At 54.2% G+C, this 20,124-nt stretch carries 15 protein-coding genes; 9 read left to right on the top strand and 6 right to left on the bottom strand.

Annotation, left to right across the window (positions count from 1 at the left end; all coding sequences use genetic code 11):
* The first annotated feature begins 171 nt into the window (after nt 1-171).
* The 4 genes from DSM110093_RS11635 to DSM110093_RS11620 all read left to right on the top strand — a co-directional run bounded on the left by DSM110093_RS11635 (nt 172) and on the right by DSM110093_RS11620 (nt 4,694).
* Nucleotides 172-2,058, top strand: a complete 1,887-nt coding sequence (locus DSM110093_RS11635) for a site-specific integrase (RefSeq protein WP_243265237.1) — start codon at nt 172-174, stop codon at nt 2,056-2,058.
* Between the two features lie 385 nt (nt 2,059-2,443).
* Nucleotides 2,444-3,223 (top strand): hypothetical protein, encoded by a 780-nt coding sequence (locus DSM110093_RS11630; protein ID WP_243265236.1) that lies wholly within the window; start codon nt 2,444-2,446, stop codon nt 3,221-3,223.
* A gap of 380 nt (nt 3,224-3,603) precedes the next feature.
* The gene (locus tag DSM110093_RS11625) at nt 3,604-4,302 is read left to right on the top strand and encodes a hypothetical protein (protein WP_243265235.1); all 699 of its coding nucleotides are present in this window, start codon (nt 3,604-3,606) and stop codon (nt 4,300-4,302) included.
* A complete protein-coding gene (locus DSM110093_RS11620; protein ID WP_243265234.1) occupies nt 4,299-4,694 on the top strand; it encodes a hypothetical protein in 396 nt (131 codons plus the stop codon). Before DSM110093_RS11625 ends, DSM110093_RS11620 begins: the two co-directional genes overlap by 4 nt.
* Before the next feature lie 16 nt (nt 4,695-4,710).
* On the opposite strand, the gene DSM110093_RS11615 is transcribed toward DSM110093_RS11620, so the two are convergent.
* Nucleotides 4,711-5,148, bottom strand: coding sequence for a hypothetical protein (locus tag DSM110093_RS11615; protein ID WP_243265232.1), 438 nt, complete (start codon nt 5,146-5,148; stop codon nt 4,711-4,713).
* A 353-nt stretch (nt 5,149-5,501) separates the two neighbouring features.
* Between DSM110093_RS11615 and DSM110093_RS11610 the strand changes: the two genes are divergently transcribed.
* Entirely contained in the window at nt 5,502-6,776 is a 1,275-nt protein-coding gene (locus tag DSM110093_RS11610; RefSeq protein ID WP_243265231.1) for an HNH endonuclease, read from the top strand.
* 1,106 nt (nt 6,777-7,882) lie between these two features.
* On the opposite strand, the gene DSM110093_RS11605 is transcribed toward DSM110093_RS11610, so the two are convergent.
* Both DSM110093_RS11605 and DSM110093_RS11600 read right to left on the bottom strand, forming a co-directional pair.
* Nucleotides 7,883-9,097 (bottom strand): hypothetical protein, encoded by a 1,215-nt coding sequence (locus tag DSM110093_RS11605; RefSeq protein ID WP_243265229.1) that lies wholly within the window; start codon nt 9,095-9,097, stop codon nt 7,883-7,885.
* Between the two features lie 45 nt (nt 9,098-9,142).
* Nucleotides 9,143-10,507: a HEPN/Toprim-associated domain-containing protein gene (locus DSM110093_RS11600; protein ID WP_243265228.1), complete on the bottom strand. Its 1,365-nt coding sequence runs from the start codon at nt 10,505-10,507 to the stop codon at nt 9,143-9,145.
* A gap of 727 nt (nt 10,508-11,234) precedes the next feature.
* Between DSM110093_RS11600 and DSM110093_RS20890 the strand changes: the two genes are divergently transcribed.
* Entirely contained in the window at nt 11,235-11,363 is a 129-nt protein-coding gene (locus DSM110093_RS20890) for a hypothetical protein (protein WP_279290848.1), read from the top strand.
* A gap of 224 nt (nt 11,364-11,587) precedes the next feature.
* Here the strand turns inward: DSM110093_RS20890 and DSM110093_RS11595 are convergent, their stop codons facing one another.
* From DSM110093_RS11595 to DSM110093_RS11585, 3 genes are all read right to left on the bottom strand, one after another.
* The gene (locus DSM110093_RS11595; protein WP_243265227.1) at nt 11,588-13,771 is read right to left on the bottom strand and encodes a TRAP transporter permease; all 2,184 of its coding nucleotides are present in this window, start codon (nt 13,769-13,771) and stop codon (nt 11,588-11,590) included.
* A gap of 84 nt (nt 13,772-13,855) precedes the next feature.
* Entirely contained in the window at nt 13,856-14,830 is a 975-nt protein-coding gene (locus DSM110093_RS11590; RefSeq protein WP_243265225.1) for a TAXI family TRAP transporter solute-binding subunit, read from the bottom strand.
* A 124-nt stretch (nt 14,831-14,954) separates the two neighbouring features.
* Nucleotides 14,955-15,869 carry a LysR family transcriptional regulator gene (locus DSM110093_RS11585; RefSeq protein WP_243265224.1) on the bottom strand — a complete coding sequence of 305 codons (915 nt, stop codon included), beginning with the start codon at nt 15,867-15,869 and terminating at the stop codon, nt 14,955-14,957.
* A 193-nt stretch (nt 15,870-16,062) separates the two neighbouring features.
* Between DSM110093_RS11585 and DSM110093_RS11580 the strand changes: the two genes are divergently transcribed.
* Genes DSM110093_RS11580 through pyk form a run of 3 tightly spaced genes read left to right on the top strand, consistent with a single transcriptional unit; the run spans nt 16,063 to nt 19,849 of the window.
* The gene (locus DSM110093_RS11580; RefSeq protein WP_243265223.1) at nt 16,063-17,136 is read left to right on the top strand and encodes a tartrate dehydrogenase; all 1,074 of its coding nucleotides are present in this window, start codon (nt 16,063-16,065) and stop codon (nt 17,134-17,136) included.
* A 10-nt stretch (nt 17,137-17,146) separates the two neighbouring features.
* Nucleotides 17,147-18,403 (top strand): glycerate kinase, encoded by a 1,257-nt coding sequence (locus DSM110093_RS11575; protein ID WP_243265221.1) that lies wholly within the window; start codon nt 17,147-17,149, stop codon nt 18,401-18,403.
* Nucleotides 18,404-18,436: 33 nt separating this feature from the next.
* Nucleotides 18,437-19,849, top strand: coding sequence for a pyruvate kinase (gene pyk, locus DSM110093_RS11570; RefSeq protein WP_243265220.1), 1,413 nt, complete (start codon nt 18,437-18,439; stop codon nt 19,847-19,849).
* The last annotated feature ends 275 nt before the right edge of the window (nt 19,850-20,124 follow it).

Raw genomic sequence — 20,124 nt, 5'->3', positions numbered from 1 at the left:
CTGTCACATCCGATTACACAAACCCTCGCGGGAGTCGGAGCATTGAGAAAACCAATAACATGCCTGCATCTGGAGCGGCGTCCTGCGTCGTTTTACTGGCGGCGTCGCCTCCCCCAGATTATTTCTGAGCACCAATCAAACCCGTTCCTGACTTTCTCTCTCCGGACTCACGTGCTTCGCGAGGCCGAGGTGCTGGCCCATCGTTTAACGTGGCTCAGCACCTGCGCCTTCGACTACGCGAAGGGTGCGACGAACATGGAAACTGGGTTGATGCAACGTTTGCTGTCTGAAGTGGTGCGGTTTGAGATCGCGGCCTCTGGTCATGCGCGTGCTATCGCGCCGGAACGAACCCGCGTAGAGGCGCAATTGGCCGTTCAGCGTGAGCAGGCTTTGCAGGAGACTCTGCGCGATGCGCTGTTCCTGGGCAATCGTGAGGTTGCGCGCGCTCCTCTGCGCGCGGCTGCGGAGCGCCTTGGGGTCCAGGTCGCAGAGGGCTCCAACGACTGGATGGTTCTGGCCTATGAGGCCACGCGCGTCTTGCTGGATATCAGCATGGAGCGCGCCCGCCGTGACCAAGGTTTCTATTCCACACCCAGCCCGTTCTTTCAGGCCGCCATGGCGGGTGAAACCACGCCCGCACCCGTGGCGCAGCATACCCTGCCGATTGCCCCTACCATGCCGGTGACCCCGGCACCGACCACGACGGCCATAGCCGCATCGGAGGGTCCAACGCCCTCAGTAATTCAGCCTGCTGCAGTAGCCGACGATGAACCGCCCACTCCGAAAGCCGAAAAACAGGCGGCCATTACGCTTTCTGAGGCCTTCAATCGATATGGGGAGACCCGGTCGCAGGGCAAAGCTGGTAAAGATGTCGATGAAACAGCGGTCCCGATCAAAGGCGACTCCTACAAGCGCAACTCATTTGCGAACTTGCAATCCACCGCCAAACTGCTTGTCGCTATCATCGGCGACAAGCCGGTTTCAGAACTAAAGAAGGCAGACTTCACCGAGGCATTTTCAATCCTCCAAAGAGTGCCTGCAAATCACGGAAAATCTTCGACCGAGACCCGCTCAATCCGCGAAATCGTGGTAGAAATCGACCTGCTGGAGGAGAAGAACATAGCTCGCGTCCATGCTAAGCTGAAAAAGGTTGGCGCAAGCCTGGGCAACATTGAGGCTGCGGAGCATCAGGAGAGCATTGCGCGGCTCCGCGTTAACACTGTCTATCGGCATATGCAGGACACACAGCGCGTTCTCCGGTATCTGATTGCCCATGGCTACTTGACGCAAAATTTCATGAAGGGCGTGATCTGGCCTAAAAGTGAGCTCGAACGCCTCGAGATCCTTCAAGAAGACAACAGCCGAAAAATTTGGGGCGATGAGCTGCCTAAACTGTTCCGGACGCCTGTCTTCCAAGGCGAGACCACGGACATCGGTGACCCGATGTTCTGGGCCCCGCTCATTTCAGTTCACCATTCGTTGCGGGAAGAGGAGACGTTGCAACTGCGGCCTGATGACGTTGGATGTGAAAACGGTATCTATTACTTTGACATCAAAGTCGGCGCCCCTTGGCAGCGGCTAAAGTCGAAGGCGGCAACGCGTCGCATCCCCATCCACGCGAACCTTATTGCGCTCGGTTTCCTGGACTTCGTTGCTATGCGGCGCCGTGAAGGAGAGGATCGCTTGTTCCCCCATCTGACCCGCGGCAAAAACCGGAAGACGCTGTCTGAGAACTTCACCAAGGACTTCACCCGCTACCGCAAAACGCACAAGGTCTACGACAAGCGGATCGACTTCCACAGCTTCCGCACGCAGTTCAACGTAGAGCTTATCAAGGCTCGCACTGACAGCGAATTACGGCACATCTTGATGGGTCACGAGATGGAAACTGTGAACCTAAAACACTACGGCGGCGATGGTCACGATTTGGCGTATCTTCAGGAGGTCATTCAGCGCGTAGAGATCGACGTTTCGATGATCCAAAGCCCGTTTGCAGCTGGCAAGAAGACGAAGGTCTCTGACTTTCAAGCTGCGCAGAATCGGCTTCGAGCAGTTTAAGCCGCTCGTGTTTCTGGGAAGGAAAACTAACTTTCTCGCCGCATGCAGGCCACTTCCGTAGAAGGCACGATCGGACGTGGTCGTATGCGAGCCAGGGGGGGCAGTGTTCGCTCAAAAATAGACCCTACGTCCGCCTTTTCAGGATTTCGGGATTTCAAGAGTTCAAGATTTCTGAAATCTTTTCCATAATTTATTCAGATACTTATGGTCCTATATGACCTCTGAAAGTACGCAGCGCACGCCATCCGACGGTAAAAGATCCTTCTGTAGCGGGTGCTCAGGAAAAATAAGCAGGTTGAAATAAAAGGGTGCAGGAAAAGTGCCAAATTTTTTTTGTATTTAGTGGGACGCACACACTTCCTGACCATTAGGAAAGGATACAAAAATGAATACAGATAACAACAAGTTTCGGATTTCCGCTTTCGTAGCCGAGGTCATCAAGATGGCGAACTTTTCCGTCCCGGCGGCCAGGCTACTTTTTGCCCTTATCTATTTTCAGGAGCAGACAGAAGAAGCATGGCCGACCATTCTTGTCGAGCCTCACACCCCGCAAGATCACTTCTGTTTCGTCGCTCAGCTTCGGGAGCTGGGCTTCCCAGCCAAGACGAAATCGAGCCGATTTCTGCGCAAACCTGTGGAAGAACTTGCATGTTTTCCGGGAGTGTTTGATCAGCTCGAGATCTCGTCAAACGGCCGCTATTTGACATGGCGTTTTGCTGAAGACTTCTTCTATGCCATGGCAGACATGGATGTCTATGGGCTGATCGAGGTGCGCGAGATTGCTTTGTGTCAGCGAAATTTTGATGGTGCCCTCCTGGCGCAAATCCCGTTACATCGCCGGAAACGCCTGCCAGAATTTAGACTGATAGGCCCGAACCAGGGCTATGAATGCCCTACAGGCTATGTCCCGACGAAGATTACTCCACGCCAAGTCGAACGGCGACTTCGCCCGTCACTGCAAATTTGGGCAAACGCCACAGGCATTACATTTGCAGTGATGCTCGTTCAGGAAGGATCGCGCCCCGGCTACACGGACATAGTGATCCGGATGCAGCATGCGGACACAACATGGCCGAAAGGTCGTTTCATCAAACGCCCCGCAACTGCCGTGATGTGGACTGTCGGACCGTTGTTGATCGAGGCAGACGGCGAAAGCGCAGCTTAGGCCCACGGCTGGCCCGCCTTTTTCTGTAAGAAAAAGGGTTAGCGGGTTAACCCTTTTTGAAAGGGGTAAAAATTCCCTACCTCTGTGAAATGGAAATAAGTTCTAAAAAGATCGGTTGTGTGGGCGCTGTTCGGCAGAGGGCAATCGGCTTCCCTGACCTGGCGAACATGGAACGTCACGGTAAGCGGGAAGATGAGAGCGGGCAACAAAGGCGTATACGAAATGTCGAGCCTCTCGTTTTAGGTACTTTGGAGCTTTCTAAGGCGCGTAGGGAGCACATGGAGGGGGTTAAGCAATCGGGGCGGTCTGCTTGCATTCATGCGCTTGTGCAGTTTCCTACGGGCCTCCTGGATGGCTCTGACGAGGAACATCAGCGCGCTATGCTCCACCACGCCGTTAAATTCTTAAACCACTACCATGGGGGCGATGCGGTCTTTGCCGCGCGCCTCGATCGAGACGAAAGAGGCAGGCACACCGTCGATGCCTTTCTCCTCCCCCGCTACGACTTTCATTACAAGGACGGCCGCAGGGTGAAAAAGGCGAGCGTCAGCAAGTTTTCGAAAGCGCATGCTAAGCAGCGATTTGGACGCGATGACCGCCGTTCGCAGGGCTCGGCCCTCCAAGATGCCTTCTTTGAGCATTTGAGAGACAACATGCAGCTCCATGGCGTCATGCCACCCGAACGCAAGAAATCGACCACGAAAGATCGTGTAGAACCGGAAGTGTTCGGGCTTAGGGAGGACCGCCAAAAGCTGCATGAAACCTCTCGGAGGCTTGTGAATGCGGACCGTGTGGCACAGCAGCATATCAAAGGCCAGGCGGCGGAGAACGAGGCGAAGGCGCGGCTAATTGCCAGGAAGGAAGCGGCCCTCAAATCCGCGCAGGAACAGCTGGCGGCAGAACGATCAGCCTACGAGGAGGCTTCAACGAAGCGCTCATTGGTTTTGGATCAGAGAGAAGCCGTGGTCAGGCGCGATGCGAAAACGGTGCGCAACGTGCGCATCCTGAGTGGGCAGGGGGTATCTCGTTCCCTTAACCGCATTTTGGACGCAGCATTTGAAAGTCAGGAGGAAAGATGAACGTCACGAAGAAATTGATGAAGGAACTGGAAGATCGGGACTATGGCGACTTGGAGGTCCCGGAGCACCTTGTCCATTTTGTCAAATGGCGAGATCGCCTGGCATACTATTCCCTTCAACTCCGACCGTTCTTCTACCAGGAACCATGGGACTTGCCGATTGAGGTGGAAGGTCGAAGATATGCACCAGCTGATCTTACAACTTTGCAGGGGCGAGGCATGACGCCGGTGGAGTTTCACAGTCTTCTGACTGACATCGAAGTCGCCTTGATCGAGGCCGCAGCGAGGCGCGGGATTTCTCTGCGCAAACGTGGCAAAGTCGATGATGACGGATACAAGGGCGCTCGCCCGCAGCGGCAGAAACGTGGTGGCGATTGGGCCCTGGGAGATTAGCCCAAGGCGCAGCCTATCACCGCCAAAATCGCCACCATGATCGCGCACTCAAGCGGAGAACCTCAGCTTCCGCCGCATCAGCCCTTTTTCTTTCCGCTGCGGCCACCATTTCAGCCGCTTCTGCACGAGCCCGGAGCCACTTTATTTCGGTAGCGATATTCTCTTGCCCATTCAATTCCGCTCCCAGACGCTCTACGCTTTTGTGAATCCACGTCTTTCTAAATCCAGCTTTTTCTTTCCCTTCCACAAAGGTGTTCTGGCGCCTCCTGTTACCTTCACGTTGCTTGTCCTTTTTACGTTCTTCCGCGTCAGCGGCTTCGACTTCTTTCACCTCGAGGGTGAGAGTATTGCCGGAAAGCTTCAAGTGGGCCTCACTGAACTGACGCTTCTTGGCCCTCTCTGGGTGGATCAGCCGTTCATTTGCGGGATCGATGTCGAGAATTTTGGCGCTCATTAGTGGTTCTCCGTTAGTCTAATGCGTTTGACTAACGGGAGGTGGGGCCAACTCTACTTTTCAGAAAATTTGGGAGGAAATTAACTTTGGCCGGCCTCGGCAGCGAACGAGTATCTCTCGTCTTGCGCCTTTGTTCGCACGCCTGTTCTACTGCACCGGCGTGCCCGACAGGCCGGGGAGCTGTTGTGTGCGCATCGGTTGCGCTCTCCTCAAGACAAGCGGAACGGGGCCCGGGCGATCACTTGACCCCGCATTCCATATCGTCAAATACTCAACGGTAATCGTTTGAAAAAACGTAGAAATCGGTTTCCTTGAAAACCAGTGCAAGGGATTGTGGTTGTAAGGAGGTTTGCATGGCGCTTTCGGACATCAATCGGGCAGCGGTTATTAGCGCCATAGAAGAGTTTGACCGGCGTGGCCGGGATGCGTTCTTGCAGCAGCACGGGTTTGGGCGCTCGCGCGCGTATTTCCTTCGCTTTGACGATAAGCTTTACGACTCGAAAGCGATCATTGGGGTCGCGCATGGGTATTTGGAGGGCGACTGGGGGCCGCTTCCGGCAACGCAATTTAATGGCGGTGAGGCAACTGTCGCCGAGAACCTTCGCACTCTCGGTTTCGAGGTTCAGGTGACTGCGATCCCTCCCGCTGCTGCCGAGCCTGGCAACATTTCACCGAAAGGTTTTGCCTATTGGTGGGTCAACAACAAGCAAACTCACAGCCACGAGATTGGGGGCAACTATCTATGGTCTCCTACTGTGCGAACCGATGGGGCGCGCAACGAATTCTATGAGAATATGAAGCGCGTGCGCCCTGGCGATGTTGTGTTCGCTTTCGCTGGGGGGGAGATCAAGGCCGTTGGCGTCTGCGCGGCTCCTGCAATCCTCGCGCCGAAGCCCAGAGAGTTCGGCGCGACTGGTGATGCCTGGAGCAACGAAGGATGGCGGCTTCCAGTAGAATTTACTCGGTTGCGGCGACCTTTTCGGCCTAAAGAACATATGGAAGTTTTGCAGCCGACCCTTCCTGATAAATACTCTCCGATTCAACCTAATGGAAACGGTAACCAAGGCGCCTACCTGGCTGCCGTGCCAATCGCGATGGCCGACGCGGTTATCGATCTTTTGGGAACGCGTTGGGCCGAAATCGACTTTGGCGCAATCAGCAAGCCGACTTACCAGGCCGAGGCATTCGAGGCGTCTGAGGACGCGGTCGAGCAAGAGCTGCGCAACCGAACCGATCTTGACGAGACCGAGAAGCTGCAACTCGTTAAATCGCGGCGGGGGCAGGGGGTCTATCGGAAGAATCTGGTGGGCTTCGAGAATGCCTGTCGAATAACGCGGGTGGCCAACCTGCGCCATCTTCGCGCCAGTCACATCAAACCATGGCGCGCTTCGACGACCTACGAAAAGCTTGATGGCAATAATGGGCTGCTGTTGAGCCCGCATATCGATCACTTATTTGATCAAGGCTTCATCACCTTTACCGATGACGGGTCGCTGGTGGTGTCAAAAGAGTCTGATGCCGACACCATGATCCGATGGGGGATCGAGCCTGAGGGGAATTACGGACCCTTCCGGGCCGAACAGCTACCGTATCTGGCGTTCCATCGTGAGTTCGTTTTCAGGCAGTGACGCGATAGAAAAAGTTTTGGTTAACCGTGTTCAGATATTTACTCGTCATGTGAATTTGAAAACTCGAAGCATGCCTTGACGACGAGCGATTCCGCTACGGATGGGCTTTGATCACAATCCGTAAAGGACACTATCGCGGCGAGCTGCGAAAGCTCTGGCTTGCCGTTTAGCCGAACAGCCTCGGACGAGAGCTATTCCGGTCGTCATAGCTTTGGGAATGGCATTACTTGCGCCCTAATTTCGGTAAAATTGCTCTCCACGGCGGGCACGAGGCCGAATTTCGGCCCTCTCTTGCCCTTTGCGCTCAATAATATTTAGATCAAAATTTCCGCAGAACCGGACGTTGGCGACCGTATGGACACTGTCCGTCTGATACTCGATGGCTTTGGATTCGAGATAGAATAGCAGTCATTCACGCGGGAACCTCAGCAATTTCGACTCAAACCAAAGTCGGCGATCGCCCCCTCCAAAGCGGTTTATCGCGCGTGGTGACGGGTGCCCAGTAACTAAAAATACGATCCCTTGGTGGTTAGGTGCCAGCATTCGGATCGCTCTCATAGGACCACTGTCTTTGTCTCTCCGATCCAAATTTCCTTCGTAAATTGAACGGCCTAAGCCAACAACGACTCTTGCTTGAACCGCTCGCAGTTGGTTGGCCAATCGAGCAAGATTGTCTTGAGATTCGATTTCGGGCATCCTTGGCGTTGAGCGTTTGTCCTTCGCTGTCCATTTTGGGACAGCGTGAGAATTCATGAGAGTATAGTCGTCGAGAAGATTTGATCGGAAGTCGCCATGTCGCAAGCCATACTCCTCTCTATCGGCTCGCAGCCGGAGAATCTCTAATAGGATACCGAGGTTTGCCCCGGATCGCCCCGCAAAAGGGCGTTGTGGGTTGGCAGCCCATTCGTCTTTTCCTGGGCACGCCCCGAGCAAAACCAATGCTGGGCTTGCATTTCCGCGGCGGAAATCTATTGCATTCAAGCACATCTACAAACGCTGTCGCCCCCGTGATTGTTGATCCAGTCTGATCTACCTTGTGTCACCGGCGCGTCAAGGCTGGCCCACTGCGGGTTTGTCTGTCTGCTACTGAAAAGTGGCGGTTCAGGTTACCGCCATTCAACCTTTAGCTCGTCGTCGTATTTAAGCGGCAGAAGCATCATAACTTCATGCGAGGGAAACAAAACGCCAGGTCGGTCGCGCGAAACGTCATACCCAAATGTCGACTGCTCCATCATCATCTCGATTTCCGATCTGGATTTCTCTTTAAGCAAGCCAAGGACATAGAAAAAGAAGGTGTGGACGTCATGGTAGCGCGCCAGAACTCCGCCAATGTCAAACACAGCTTCCTTTTTCTTAAATAACTCGAGAATCGGATCGGCGCCCGCTTCGTAAAGTGGCGTAAATTTGTCGAAGTAGACTGTCTCAATGGCGTCTTTTCCAGGATCAACATTCCCGTGCAAATTATGATTCCGGCGATCCATGACACGCTTGAACGCTCTATACTCAGTGCTTCCGGGATCAACTCCCGCCGTGAAGTGATCGCATTTTAAGTGCAGATCGAAGACCCGCGTATCAATTGGTTGCCGGATATAATGGTCATACTGCCTTGCATTTCGCTTCAATTCATCCTTTCGTGCCATGAATATTACGAGGTTGACGAAAGCCTCCGCCAAAACTGGCGTAACCAGGTCAAGCGAAAGGGATGCACTGAATACCCTGTCAGCTCGCTTGCCGATTTGCTCCACCTTTCTGTGATAACGCTTGATCCCTGCTGCTGAGCTACGCTTTCCCGGGGCGAAGTCAGGCGTTTCTTGCTCGTCCGTCAAGACATCGTGGAATCCAGCACAAGTATCTGCGATCATCGCGAATCTGTTTGAGACGATGTTCCACTTCTCGAGCGTTGAACCGACTGCCGCCATGTCGGAACCGCAGCGTCTGAAATCGCCTTTGAGCGTTTTGGTAAATCTTACCCAGTCTTTTGACGACATTTTCTTACCAAATATCCCGACATGGACGTCGCGGTTGCCTCCCTGGATGCAAATCCAGCATTCGCCAGCTTTAAGGAGGTAGTCCCAGTGAAAAAGGTTGTCGCTGTCCCCAGCCTTCTTAGCCATCGTCTGAAAGCCATAAGGTGGACCGAAGCGGGCAACGAGGTATTTGTATACTGACAACGGCGAAAGCTGTTTTCGGAAGACAAGCATGCTGCCTTCAGGCCTGCCAGGCGTCTTTGGCCGATCCATGAAATCGAGCATTCCCTTGGGGGTCGGTTTTTCCCAATTGATTGGGTCAAAGATCATTGGTAATGGGGTTTCAGTTGTCATAAGAAGACTGGCGGTGACTTGAAAATAACAATCGGGGTAGTGCGCTTAAAGAGCGGATTCCGCATGCTGAACAATATCATCCCCCAGCTCCTGACTAAATGCAGTGATTATACTCCAAAGAATGTCATTGAAGTGCCGCATCTCGTTATCTTCACGCAGCGCAGACGACGAACAATTCGCAAGTTTTTTTAAGAATTGATTTTGAACTTCAGCCTTTTCGACCAATTCGCCTTGGTATTCTCCCGCCTTTTTCGAATAACCGGTCCATCGAATTTCGCGTAGCGACCCGTCACTTCGCGTAAGAATGTCAGAGCCAAAATATAGCTCGATTCCAGCCGCTAACCCTGAAATATTCAATCTATAGTGACCTCCAGGCCCGATGGTCGGATACTCGTGGAGTAAATCGATATCGGGCAGCTTAATTATTTTAAGGTTTCTTGGAAGTTCTATTGATTGAATTGATAGAAGAGCTTCCTCGGCCCCCGTATCATTGTCGAATAAGGCTACAATTCGGTTGGCCACACCCGCCGCAATAAATGACTTCACAAGATTCACGAGATTGCCTGCACCTCCAGGAATTCCAAACTCCTCATAGTCGAAGAAAACGAACCTATCAGCAAGCCGTGGAAAGATTTTTGTCATTGCGGTCTTAAGTAGACGTATGTCGCTTTTTCCCTCGACCAATACGATCGTCTTCGAGTTTCTGAAGATGTCAGCTGCGCTGTCGAATTCATGCTCTCTCAATATTCCAGTGGGGTCTTCTCCTACTGCTAAATACTCAGCATGAACCAAATCGGTTATATCATAGCAGATAACTTCGTTCGGGTGTGCGAAATCGCATATAACCCTAAGTGAAATAAGATAGTCGTAGTTTGGGCCATAATCGAGGTCATAATCCCCACCAACGAGGTCCAGCACTTTTCCCGCTTTGACTGAAAGACACTTACGGCTTCCGGAGGAAATTAGTTCTTTTGTTGCCTCTACCCAATCCTCCAAAGATATTTGAGACAGTTCATTTGCTTCTCGCTGTAGCTCTTTGCCGAAAGCTTTAGTGTCTCGGTGTTGATATTTTTCAACCATCTCTCGCTTCCATGCGACGTTCCGATCCCGCCACGCGTAGAAAGCCTTCCGCACATTCTCGCTTGAGTATCCGAGGTATTCCAAACGCTCCCTGATCTCCGATAAATTTGTTGCGTAGTAATGAATTTGTGAAACGTAGCTTTCTTCAGCCTCAGGATAGTCGGGCGCCTCGAGGTAGTGGGCTTTGAGCGGAGATGGCACCTGGGGGGATCCAGGTTCGACAGAATGAAACTCATCTCTCTGGAAGAGGCCGACAATGTCGGGCATAATGTCGTTCTTTGAGGAAGCCGCAAGTAGCCGGCCCACGTATAATTCTGCATAAGATCCCATAGGCGTATTGAACCGGAATTGGCGGAAACTTCAACCTGGAAGTATGTGTATGTTCGAGCTGGACAGGGTTCCTCATGCTACGCGGCAGTAGCTACGTCCTCATTTCGGTCAAGGTCTTTCTCGCCCCGGCCAGTCGAGGGTGACTATGTCCAGGTAGATTACAATCAATTGTAGCAGGGCTCCTTCTTCGCATCGCTGACCCCGAGGCTTGGAGCAGCGAACGATCAGTCTTCGCCCAGACTGCCTGAATTAGTAGTCACCCACGGGTTGAACCGGGGGTGACTACTGACATCTGTTCTCTGCGGCGGCGCGTTTCGAGGCTCGTATTATTTCGACCGTATTCATCCCTGCCATTCTTGGACACTCCAACCTCCTGGGTAATCAAGGGCGGTTTATGCTGCAGAGCGTCTGATCATCCCGCAAGTTCGGCATGGAATTCGGTATGCTATTCCGTTCGATCCGTTCTTTCCGATGGTGATGCGCCGAGAGGATGCTGGCCGTTGACCATGGTCACAATGCGTGGCACAGACTCTTACACATCCGGAGTCGATGGAGACAACCGGAGCGAAAATCGTTTACTTTCAGTGGTATTGATCGCGGGTTGCGCACCCTACCGCCGGAGCCAATTTCCTTAAACATCTCAGATATTTACGAGCTAGCCCCTTCGGGGGCTTTCGTCGTTTTGCGCTCGGGGTGACGTTTGGGCTATCAACCCAAGGAACATCCCATGACAGTTATCGATGAGCTAATAGAATTGCGCGCTGAACTCGTAAAACAGCGTGGCAGAAGTATTTTCAGCTTGGCGCGTATAGCGATGATCGCTTGGCAGTTGTGGCAAATATCCAAACCACGCTAGCCGCGATTGATGCCGTAATTGAAAAAGGCGACGTGCCTCCAGAGTATGAGCCGACAGTCGATTATATCTAGATTGCCCTCATCCTCTTAGCGCATGACGGGGCAGCGTGAACACGTGCAGCATCGGCCAGAATTGCACATATAAATCACACCATTGTAGACCTTTTACGACCGGAGACAGCCTAACTCTAGGAAGGCTGCCTTCGTTGTCTTTCATAGCGAGCCTTAAGCGCTGACAGATGCGCCACGCTTTTGGTAGGTGACAAGCAGCCCGGCGAGGCACAAGCCAATTGCATCTGTCATCCATCCACCTGCGATCATGGAGAGGCCAGCTGCCAGCAAGACCACGCGCACAATGGAATCCGCGCGTTTTATGAGCCAACCTTGCACGGCACATGACAGCAAATAGACACCGATCACAGCTGCTACCGCGATATGGATGATCTCAAACCAGCTTCCCTGCAGCAACATCGCGGGCGAGTAAAAGAACATATAAGGCACCACGAAGGCAGCGAGGCCGATCTTGAAGCTTTCGACGCTTGTTTTGACAGGGTCCGACCCCGCCAGTGCCGATCCCGCATATGCCGCCAAAGCGACAGGTGGCGTGATGGCTGACATGACCGCAAAGTAAAAGATGAAGAGGTGTGCGATCAAAGGCTCGACGCCAAGGTTAACAACACCGGGCGCAATGACGCTGGCGGCAACGGCGTAGGCCGCGGTTGTTGGCATCCCCATCCCCAGCACGATGGAAACCACCATCGCAAAGAACAGCGCCAAAAGTTGGCTTTGATCGGCGAGGGTTAGCAATACGGTAGAGAACCGTGAGCCGATTCCTGTCAGGGCGATGACGCCTACGATAATGCCCGCCGTCGCACAGACAGCGACCAGTTGCAGGACCATACGCGCACCATTGTTAAGGGCATTAAACAGCTGTTTTGGTCCCATCCTGTGTGGCGTCAGCCAAGACACCACCGCGGCCGAAACCATTGCGAGCGTGCCGCAGCGGATAACCGAATACCCGGCAAAAAGCGCTGCGATGAGAACAATGATCGGCGTCAGTAGATAGATCTGGCGGATCAATATTCCGAACTTGGGCAACTGATCGCGCGGAAGACCTTTCAGGTTTGCCTTTTGCGCGGCCAGATCAATCATGAAGTAGACAGAGATGAAATAGAGCGCAGCGGGGATGATCGCGGCAGAGACGATCTGCATATACGAAATACCGGTGATCTCGGCCATAATGAAGGCACCCGCACCCATAATTGGCGGCATGATTTGCCCACCGGTCGAAGCTGCGGCTTCTACGGATGCGGCTGTTTGTGGCTTATAGCCCACCTTTTTCATCATCGGGATGGTCAGGGAGCCAGTGGCCACGACATTACCTGCAGATGTCCCGTTAATCATGCCCATCAGGCCAGAAGCGAAAATTGCGACCTTGGCTGGACCTCCGCGTTTATGGCCCGCAGCCGCAAAGGCAAGATTGACGAAGTATTCACCGACGCGCGTCGTTTGCAGGAATGCTGCGAAGATCACGAACAGAATGATGTAGGTTGAGGAGATCGCAATCGGCGCCCCCAAAATCCCATTGTCGGTGTAGATATAGGAAAAGAACCGTTTGGCGTCGTAGCCACGATGTTCAAAGATGCCCGGCAACCAAGGGCCCAGGAACGCATACGCGACGAAGATGCCAGCGATGATCACCAGTGCCATACCGGCCAGTCGGCGCGTTAGCTCGATGATCAGAATGACGCCTGTCACAGCTGCCCACATATCGCCCGGTAGCGCCATTGGCATACCGGCGCGCAGCTGTAGCTGGCGGGCAAAGAAAATAAGGTAGGCCGTCGCGACAACGGCGGCGACCGCCAGAAGGATGTCAGCGGTGGCGAACTGGCGCCGGTCACGCTGGGGGAAGAACCAGCCATGCAGGATTGCCAGTACAGACCCTAATACCAATGGAATCCCGAACGTCGACATCGCCCAAGCAGGCGGAAGGGCGTTGCCCATGGCGTACCCATTGATCCAAATCGAACCAACTGCGACGGCACCATAGAGAACACCCGCAGCTGACAAAGCCAAAAGGCCGAGAGACACGGGATTGCGGACCTTGCCATTCGCGGAACCAGACAGCGGCGTTGCGCCGAACAGCAGAAAGCCCAGAAACAACCCGCCGCCCACGTGGCTAAGGCGATAGGCCCAAGTCTCAAGCGGGAACACGTTCATTACCAACAGATGAAAGACCGAATAGGCCACGCATAGCGCCGCGACAACCATGTTCCGCGAGCCGTCGAAAAGCCGTTGATTGCCTGTCAGCGCATCCTCGTCGACATTTGCCTTAGCGGTCTCCTGCTCGATAACCGAGAGGGTGGGGTCAACGCGTGTAGGGTTGGCGGTGTCTTGGTCATTTTTCATTGTAGGCTGCCCGAGAAAGGGGTGGAAGAAAAACACGGGCGGGAAAAACTTCAACCGCCCGTGCCAAAAGAGATGAAGATCCGATTATTTTAGATCTTCTGAAATCTCATAGCCGTTCTCTTCGAACCAGCGCACAGCACCCAGGTGGAATGGAATGACGGCGTTCTTCACGACGTTCTCTGCCAACGTCTCACGGGCGGCTGCGTGGTTCTGAACCATGCGATCGTGGTTGCCCATTGCCAGCGCTGTGATTTCATACGCCAAGCTTTCGGACATATCCTGATGCGCGATTGCAAAGTTCCACAAAGACACGGTCTGGATATCTTCTGGCTGATCCTCATAGGTGTCCGCTGGAATGGTAAAAGGTGCCATTGCTGGTACAATTTCCATCATCTGACCAAGTGTTTCCTCATCCATGTTGATGAAGCGAACATCGTTTTCAACGGCCAGCTGTGCATAGGCACCCGTTGGAAGGCCCGCAGCGTAAACGAAAGCATCAATCAAGCCGTCTTTCAGCTGACCGGCAGTATCGGCCCCGCCAGCGTTGGAGATTTTCACGCCGTCATAGCCCTCGGCATTCTCAAAGAAACGCGTCCAGTAAGTCGCAGATGTGCCGCCTGCGGGGCCGACGCCCACGCGCTGTCCTGCCATGTCTTGAAAGCTCATGATGTCAGAGCTGGCCAGAACAGCCGCCTGAAGCGGTGTCTGATACATTGGGAACAGCGCACGCACATTTTCATGTGGCACACCTGGCATCAGCGGGCTTTCACCACGCCGCGCTTCATCAGCTGGGCCAAGCGTGACAAAGCCCATCTGGTGCTCACCTGTTTCGACAAGCGTAACGTTCTGAACTGGACCGCCGGTGATTTCAACGCCAGCGTTCAGGTCAAGCGCTTCGCTGATCATCGCGCCAAAGCCACTGCCGTAGGTGAAATATGTGCCGCCCTGACTGCCCGTGCCAATCGTAATACTGTTAGGCCAGCCGTCTCGGTCTTGTGCTGCTACAGGCAGCGCGATAGCGGCGCAAAGGGCTGCTGCTGTGAACGTTGCGAATTTCATGGGTGTTCCTCCTCCAAGGTATGTCCTCCAATGCGCCTCCGGAAACGGAAGGCATCTAATACCATGATGGGAACAACCACGTCATATCGCTACGCACCAGAATTTATATTCTAAACTGATATAATCAAGCTGTGCGCTCCAAATCCGGTAGGTTTCGCTCAAGAACCGATAAGAACGCATCCCGTCTTACGTCGCGGGTTCCCCGAGTCCATGCTGCCGCCAGGATCAGTTTCGAACGCGTTGTGCCTTGCGGGATTGATAACGGAACAAAGGCCACACCGGGCACCTGAAACCGCGATGTCCACCGTGGGACGATTGCAAGGCCTGTGCCTGCGGCGACAAGATTTACGATGGTCTGCTTTTCTTCGGCGACCTGTGCGACCCTTGCGGTTAGTCCGACATCAACGAACAGCTTGATCGTAAGGTCATGGGAATGCGGTCGTGAGCGGCGGTCCGGTACGATGAGCGGCTCATCTGCTAAATCTGAAATCGCGATAGAGCTTTTGCCTGCCAAAGGATGCGCTTTGGGCAGTGCAACGACGGCCGTCTCAAAAAACAGCGTACGAAAGTTGAGCCGCTGATCGCGCACGTCAGGGGGGCGACAGAATGCGATATCAATAGAACCACTCAGAAGCTTGGGCAGAAGGTGGATTGTCTTCTGCTCGAACAACTGGACCTCAAGATCGGGTAGGTCCTTGCGTATCATCATAAGCAATTGCGGCATCAGCCCCGCTGCGGCACTGTCGATTGCGCCGACCCGTAGAACTGGCGTTTCGGATTTTCTGACATCTCGGATTTTGGTCTGAAGGCGATTGGCTTGCGCGACCAAAGCTTTGGCGTCCTCTAAAATGCTGTTTCCGGCTTCTGTCAGGGAAACCGAACGGGTCGTACGCACAAAAAGCCGGGTCTCAAGCTTATCCTCAAGCAGGCGAATTTGACGCCCCAAAGACGCAGGAAGCATATCCAGTGACTGAGCCGCTCTGCCGAAATGAAGGGTTTCAGCCACGGCAAGGAAGCTTTTGATCTGCGTGATGTCCAAGGTCACCCTCCCCATAGACTATTTCAATTTAGTATATAATCTTCTACCGATTGAGCGCAACGATTTATCAGAGGTAGCTTCACGACAGGTGCCGGATGGACATACAGAGGACGAAGGCAACGCACATCGTGTGTCCTTCTTTTCTCATCGTCAATCTAATGTCGCGCAGAATTTAGTAGATCGGAAAGACACTATGAAAACCTACAAAATCGCCTCCATTCCTGCTGATGGTATTGGACCGGAAGTTATCGCAGCGGGCCATCAGGCGCTTGAAGCCTTGGCGCGCCGGGACGGTGGTTTTGAATTTGATGTCACTGAATTTGATTGGAGTTCAGAGCGTTATAAACGCACAGGCTCGTTGATGCCCGAGGACGGAACCGAGCAGCTTAAGAACTTTGATGCAATCTTTTTCGGTGCTGTTGGCGCCCCGGATGTGCCGGATCACCTGACACTTTGGGGGCTGAGATTGCCAATCTGCCAAGGTTTTGACCAATATGCGAACGTTCGCCCCACCCGAATTCTTCCCGGCATTTCAGCGCCTCTAAAAGATGTGGGCCCCGGTGATCTAGACTGGGTGATTGTTCGTGAAAATTCCGAGGGTGAATATTCGGGTATCGGTGGGCGCGCACATAAAGGCATGCCCGAAGAAGTCGCCACAGAGGTTTCGATCTTCACCCGTGTCGGGGTGGAGCGGATCATGCGGTATGCCTTCAAGCTTGCGCAGTCCCGTCCCCGCAAGTTCCTGACTGTTGTGACCAAGTCTAACGCGCAGCGCCACGGTATGGTCATGTGGGACGAAATTGCGCTGGAAGTGTCCAAGGATTTCCCAGATGTAGAATGGGACAAGATGCTGGTCGACGCGATGACCATGCGCATGGTTAAAGACCCGAAATCGCTGGATACGATTGTTGCCACCAACTTGCACGCTGACATTCTGTCGGACCTTGCAGGGGCGCTGGCCGGTTCGCTTGGCGTTGCACCAACGGCCAACATCGACCCCGAGCGCCGCTTCCCGTCGATGTTTGAACCGATTCACGGGTCTGCGTTTGATATCACCGGCAAAGGCATCGCAAATCCGGTCGCAACCTTTTGGACCGCTAGCCAGATGTTGGAACACCTAGGCGAAAGCGCTGCTGCAGAGCGTATGATGCGCGCGGTGGAAAAGGTTTGCGCCGATGGCATCATGACCCCCGATGTCGGTGGCACCGCAACAACGCAAGACGTCACCGATGCGGTCTGCGAAGCGATCCGCGGCGAAAACATCTAAAGGTAGACACATGACCGACGACGATGCAGCGGCGCTTTTGCGCCGAATGATGACGGCTGCCATCGAGGCAGCTGATCCGGCGACTGTTCTGGCTTCTCACCTCCCTAAGAAGCCAGCGGGCCGCTGCATTGTCGTCGGGGCCGGAAAGTCTGCGGCTGCGATGGCCGTGGCGCTGGAAACAGCATGGCCTGATGTGGAACTGTCTGGCGTTGTCGTCACGCGCTATGGCCATGCGGTTCCGACCTCGCGGATACAAGTTCGGGAGGCTTCCCATCCGGTGCCCGACGCGGCAGGGCTTGCCGCCGCTCGTGAGATCATGGAAACGGCGGCCTTAGCGGGCGAAGATGATCTTGTGCTCGCACTGATATCGGGTGGGGGATCATCGCTGCTGCCTTTGCCGGTTGAACCGCTGACGTTGGATGAAAAGATAATCGTCAACAAACTCCTGCTGTCGTCCGGCCTGACGATTGAGGACATGAATAAAGTCAGACGCAGATTGTCTGTAATAAAGGGCGGCGGGCTTGCCCGCGCAGTCCATCCGGCCAAATTGGTGACTTTGGCCATCTCTGATGTACCGGGCGACGATCCGGCCGCAATCGCATCGGGCCCGACCGTTCCAGATCCAACGGCTGGCGAAAACCTTAGCCATCTCGTAGATCGCCTTGGCCCTGATCTGCCCACTGCGGCGCGTGATATTCTAATGGCCCCTTGCCTTGAACAGACTGAATTTGACGTCGATTACCGCCTTATCGCCACGCCCGAGTTATCACTTGAAGCGGCGGCAACGGTTGCACGTGATGCAGGTGTCACTCCGACGATACTCGGTGACGCCCTTGAGGGCGAAGCGCGCGAACTGGGGATTGTGATGTCTGGTATTTCCAAGTGGGCCGCGCGTCATCTGACCTCGTCATCGACCCCAACGGTTTTACTTTCGGGCGGCGAAACAACGGTTTCGATCGGGAACACAAAGCCCGGGCGCGGAGGACGTAATACCGAGTTTTTGCTTAGCCTTGCGGTCGCACTGAACGGGCACCCCAATATTCATGCCATCGCCGCAGACACTGACGGAATTGACGGCACAGAAGACGCGGCTGGCGCCTTAATCGGGCCGGATATTCTGGCGCGCGCCGAGAGCGCTGGCGCAAACCCCAAGGCGCATCTTGCCAACCACGACAGCTACACCCTGTTCGATGCTACGGGCGACCTGATCCGAACGGGACCGACGCTGACAAATGTAAATGATTTTCGCGCTGTGCTTATTTACTAACGCTCCCGCGCGAGCCAATCCAAAGGATATCAGATGATCCGAAATAGACGCGCCAAGATTGTTGCCACAGTCGGCCCTGCAAGTGCCTCACCATTTATGTTGCGAAACCTGTTTAACGCAGGTGTCGATACGTTCCGCTTGAACTTCAGCCACGGCGAACATGACATTCATGCAATGACAATTTCGGCCATCCGCAAACTTGAGCAAGACGTCGGTGCGCCGATTGGGATTTTGCAAGACTTACAGGGTCCGAAGATCAGGCTCGGGCGTATAAAAGGCGGTTCGCGCAATCTGGATCGTCATGAGAAAGTTTGCTTCCTACCCTCAGAAACGGTCGAGGACGAAACATGCCTGCCGCTGCCGCATCCTGAAATCTTCGACGCCATTGAGCCGGGCCATCGACTGTTCATCGATGATGGTAGGGTCCGCCTGAAAGTGACGGGCAAGAAAGCCGGTCAGATCGAGGCCGAAGTTCTTGAAGGCGGTAAGGTTAGTGATCGCAAGGGTGTTAACCTACCGGATTGCGTACTTGATTTGCCGGTTCTAACCGAAAAGGACCGAACAGATCTTGAGTTTGGGTTGGCACATGGGGTCGATTGGGTCGCGCTGTCGTTTGTGCAGAAAGCCACAGACCTCGATGAAATCACGGCGATCATCGACGGCCGTGCTGGCTTGATCTCGAAAATCGAGAAACCCTCCGCGCTTGAGGATATCGAAGGGATCGTTGATAAATCCGACGCGATCATGATTGCACGGGGTGATCTCGGTGTCGAAATCCCGCCAGAGGACGTGCCCGCCCGCCAAAAAGAAATTATCGCTTTATGCCGGCGCACCTGCCGTCCGGTGATTGTCGCGACGCAGATGTTGGAATCTATGGTCACATCGCCAACTCCGACCCGCGCAGAGGCATCCGACGTCGCGACCGCGATCTACGACGGCGCTGATGCGGTCATGTTATCTGCGGAAAGTGCGACAGGTGATTTCCCCAAGGAAGCTGTTGAGGTGATGGCCCGCATCATTCGCTCGACCGAGGGGCACACGTTCTACGAAGCGGCGATGGCGGCCTCTCGCGAAGCGTGTCTGAGCGACGCCGACGCGATTGCCGACACAGGTGCAACGCTGGCCTGTGCTTTGAACGCCGCCTGTATCACGGCCTACTCTATGTCTGGACTGACGGGTCTGCGCGTATCGGCCCGCCGCCCAAAGCTCCCCCTCGTTGTGATGACCCGTGATCTTAGCGTGGCACGCCGTATGGCCTTGGTCTGGGGGGCGCGATCTGTGTTGGAAACCTCGGCAATCGATTATGACAGCATGGTAGAAACCGCCAAGTCGGAATGTCGCCGCCTGTTGTCTCCGTCGGCAAACGAGAAAATGGTGGTCTTGTCCGGTGTCCCTTTCGGCCAGATCGGTAGCACAAACAATATACGCATCGCCACGCTGCGATAGCACATTCCCTTCGCGAGTAGATTTGCAAGCCACAGTTTCGAGCCCCTATTGCTCCATAAACCCTATGGAAAAACCAACAAATAGCTGGTTTGTAATAGGCTGCGATGCTGCGTCGACAGGCAAATACAACGTCCGGTAAGGGCCGTTCATGCCAATTGGCCGCCGAGCCCGCGAACGGCGGCTTCGGCCTTCGGCAGGAGCATGTCTCTGGTCTGTGCATGGTCGATTCAAAGCGTGCGACCGCCGCTACACGCTCGCACGCTTATCTTATCTTA

Origin of the sequence: Sulfitobacter sp. DSM 110093 (assembly GCF_022788715.1) — a bacterium.
GTDB lineage: Bacteria > Pseudomonadota > Alphaproteobacteria > Rhodobacterales > Rhodobacteraceae > Sulfitobacter.
Note: the sequence above shows the minus strand (reverse complement) of the source record. Positions and strands in the feature narration are given on the sequence as shown.

Coding starts and splice junctions, on each gene's coding strand:
- DSM110093_RS11630 (WP_243265236.1), top strand. CDS start 2,444: ATGAATACAGATAACAACAAGTTTCGGATTTCCGCTTTCGTAGCCGAG.
- DSM110093_RS11625 (WP_243265235.1), top strand. CDS start 3,604: ATGCTCCACCACGCCGTTAAATTCTTAAACCACTACCATGGGGGCGAT.
- DSM110093_RS11620 (WP_243265234.1), top strand. CDS start 4,299: ATGAACGTCACGAAGAAATTGATGAAGGAACTGGAAGATCGGGACTAT.
- DSM110093_RS11615 (WP_243265232.1), bottom strand. CDS start 5,148: ATGAGCGCCAAAATTCTCGACATCGATCCCGCAAATGAACGGCTGATC.
- DSM110093_RS11610 (WP_243265231.1), top strand. CDS start 5,502: ATGGCGCTTTCGGACATCAATCGGGCAGCGGTTATTAGCGCCATAGAA.
- DSM110093_RS11605 (WP_243265229.1), bottom strand. CDS start 9,097: ATGACAACTGAAACCCCATTACCAATGATCTTTGACCCAATCAATTGG.
- DSM110093_RS11600 (WP_243265228.1), bottom strand. CDS start 10,507: ATGGGATCTTATGCAGAATTATACGTGGGCCGGCTACTTGCGGCTTCC.
- DSM110093_RS20890 (WP_279290848.1), top strand. CDS start 11,235: ATGACAGTTATCGATGAGCTAATAGAATTGCGCGCTGAACTCGTAAAA.
- DSM110093_RS11595 (WP_243265227.1), bottom strand. CDS start 13,771: ATGAAAAATGACCAAGACACCGCCAACCCTACACGCGTTGACCCCACC.
- DSM110093_RS11590 (WP_243265225.1), bottom strand. CDS start 14,830: ATGAAATTCGCAACGTTCACAGCAGCAGCCCTTTGCGCCGCTATCGCG.
- DSM110093_RS11580 (WP_243265223.1), top strand. CDS start 16,063: ATGAAAACCTACAAAATCGCCTCCATTCCTGCTGATGGTATTGGACCG.
- DSM110093_RS11575 (WP_243265221.1), top strand. CDS start 17,147: ATGACCGACGACGATGCAGCGGCGCTTTTGCGCCGAATGATGACGGCT.
- pyk (WP_243265220.1), top strand. CDS start 18,437: ATGATCCGAAATAGACGCGCCAAGATTGTTGCCACAGTCGGCCCTGCA.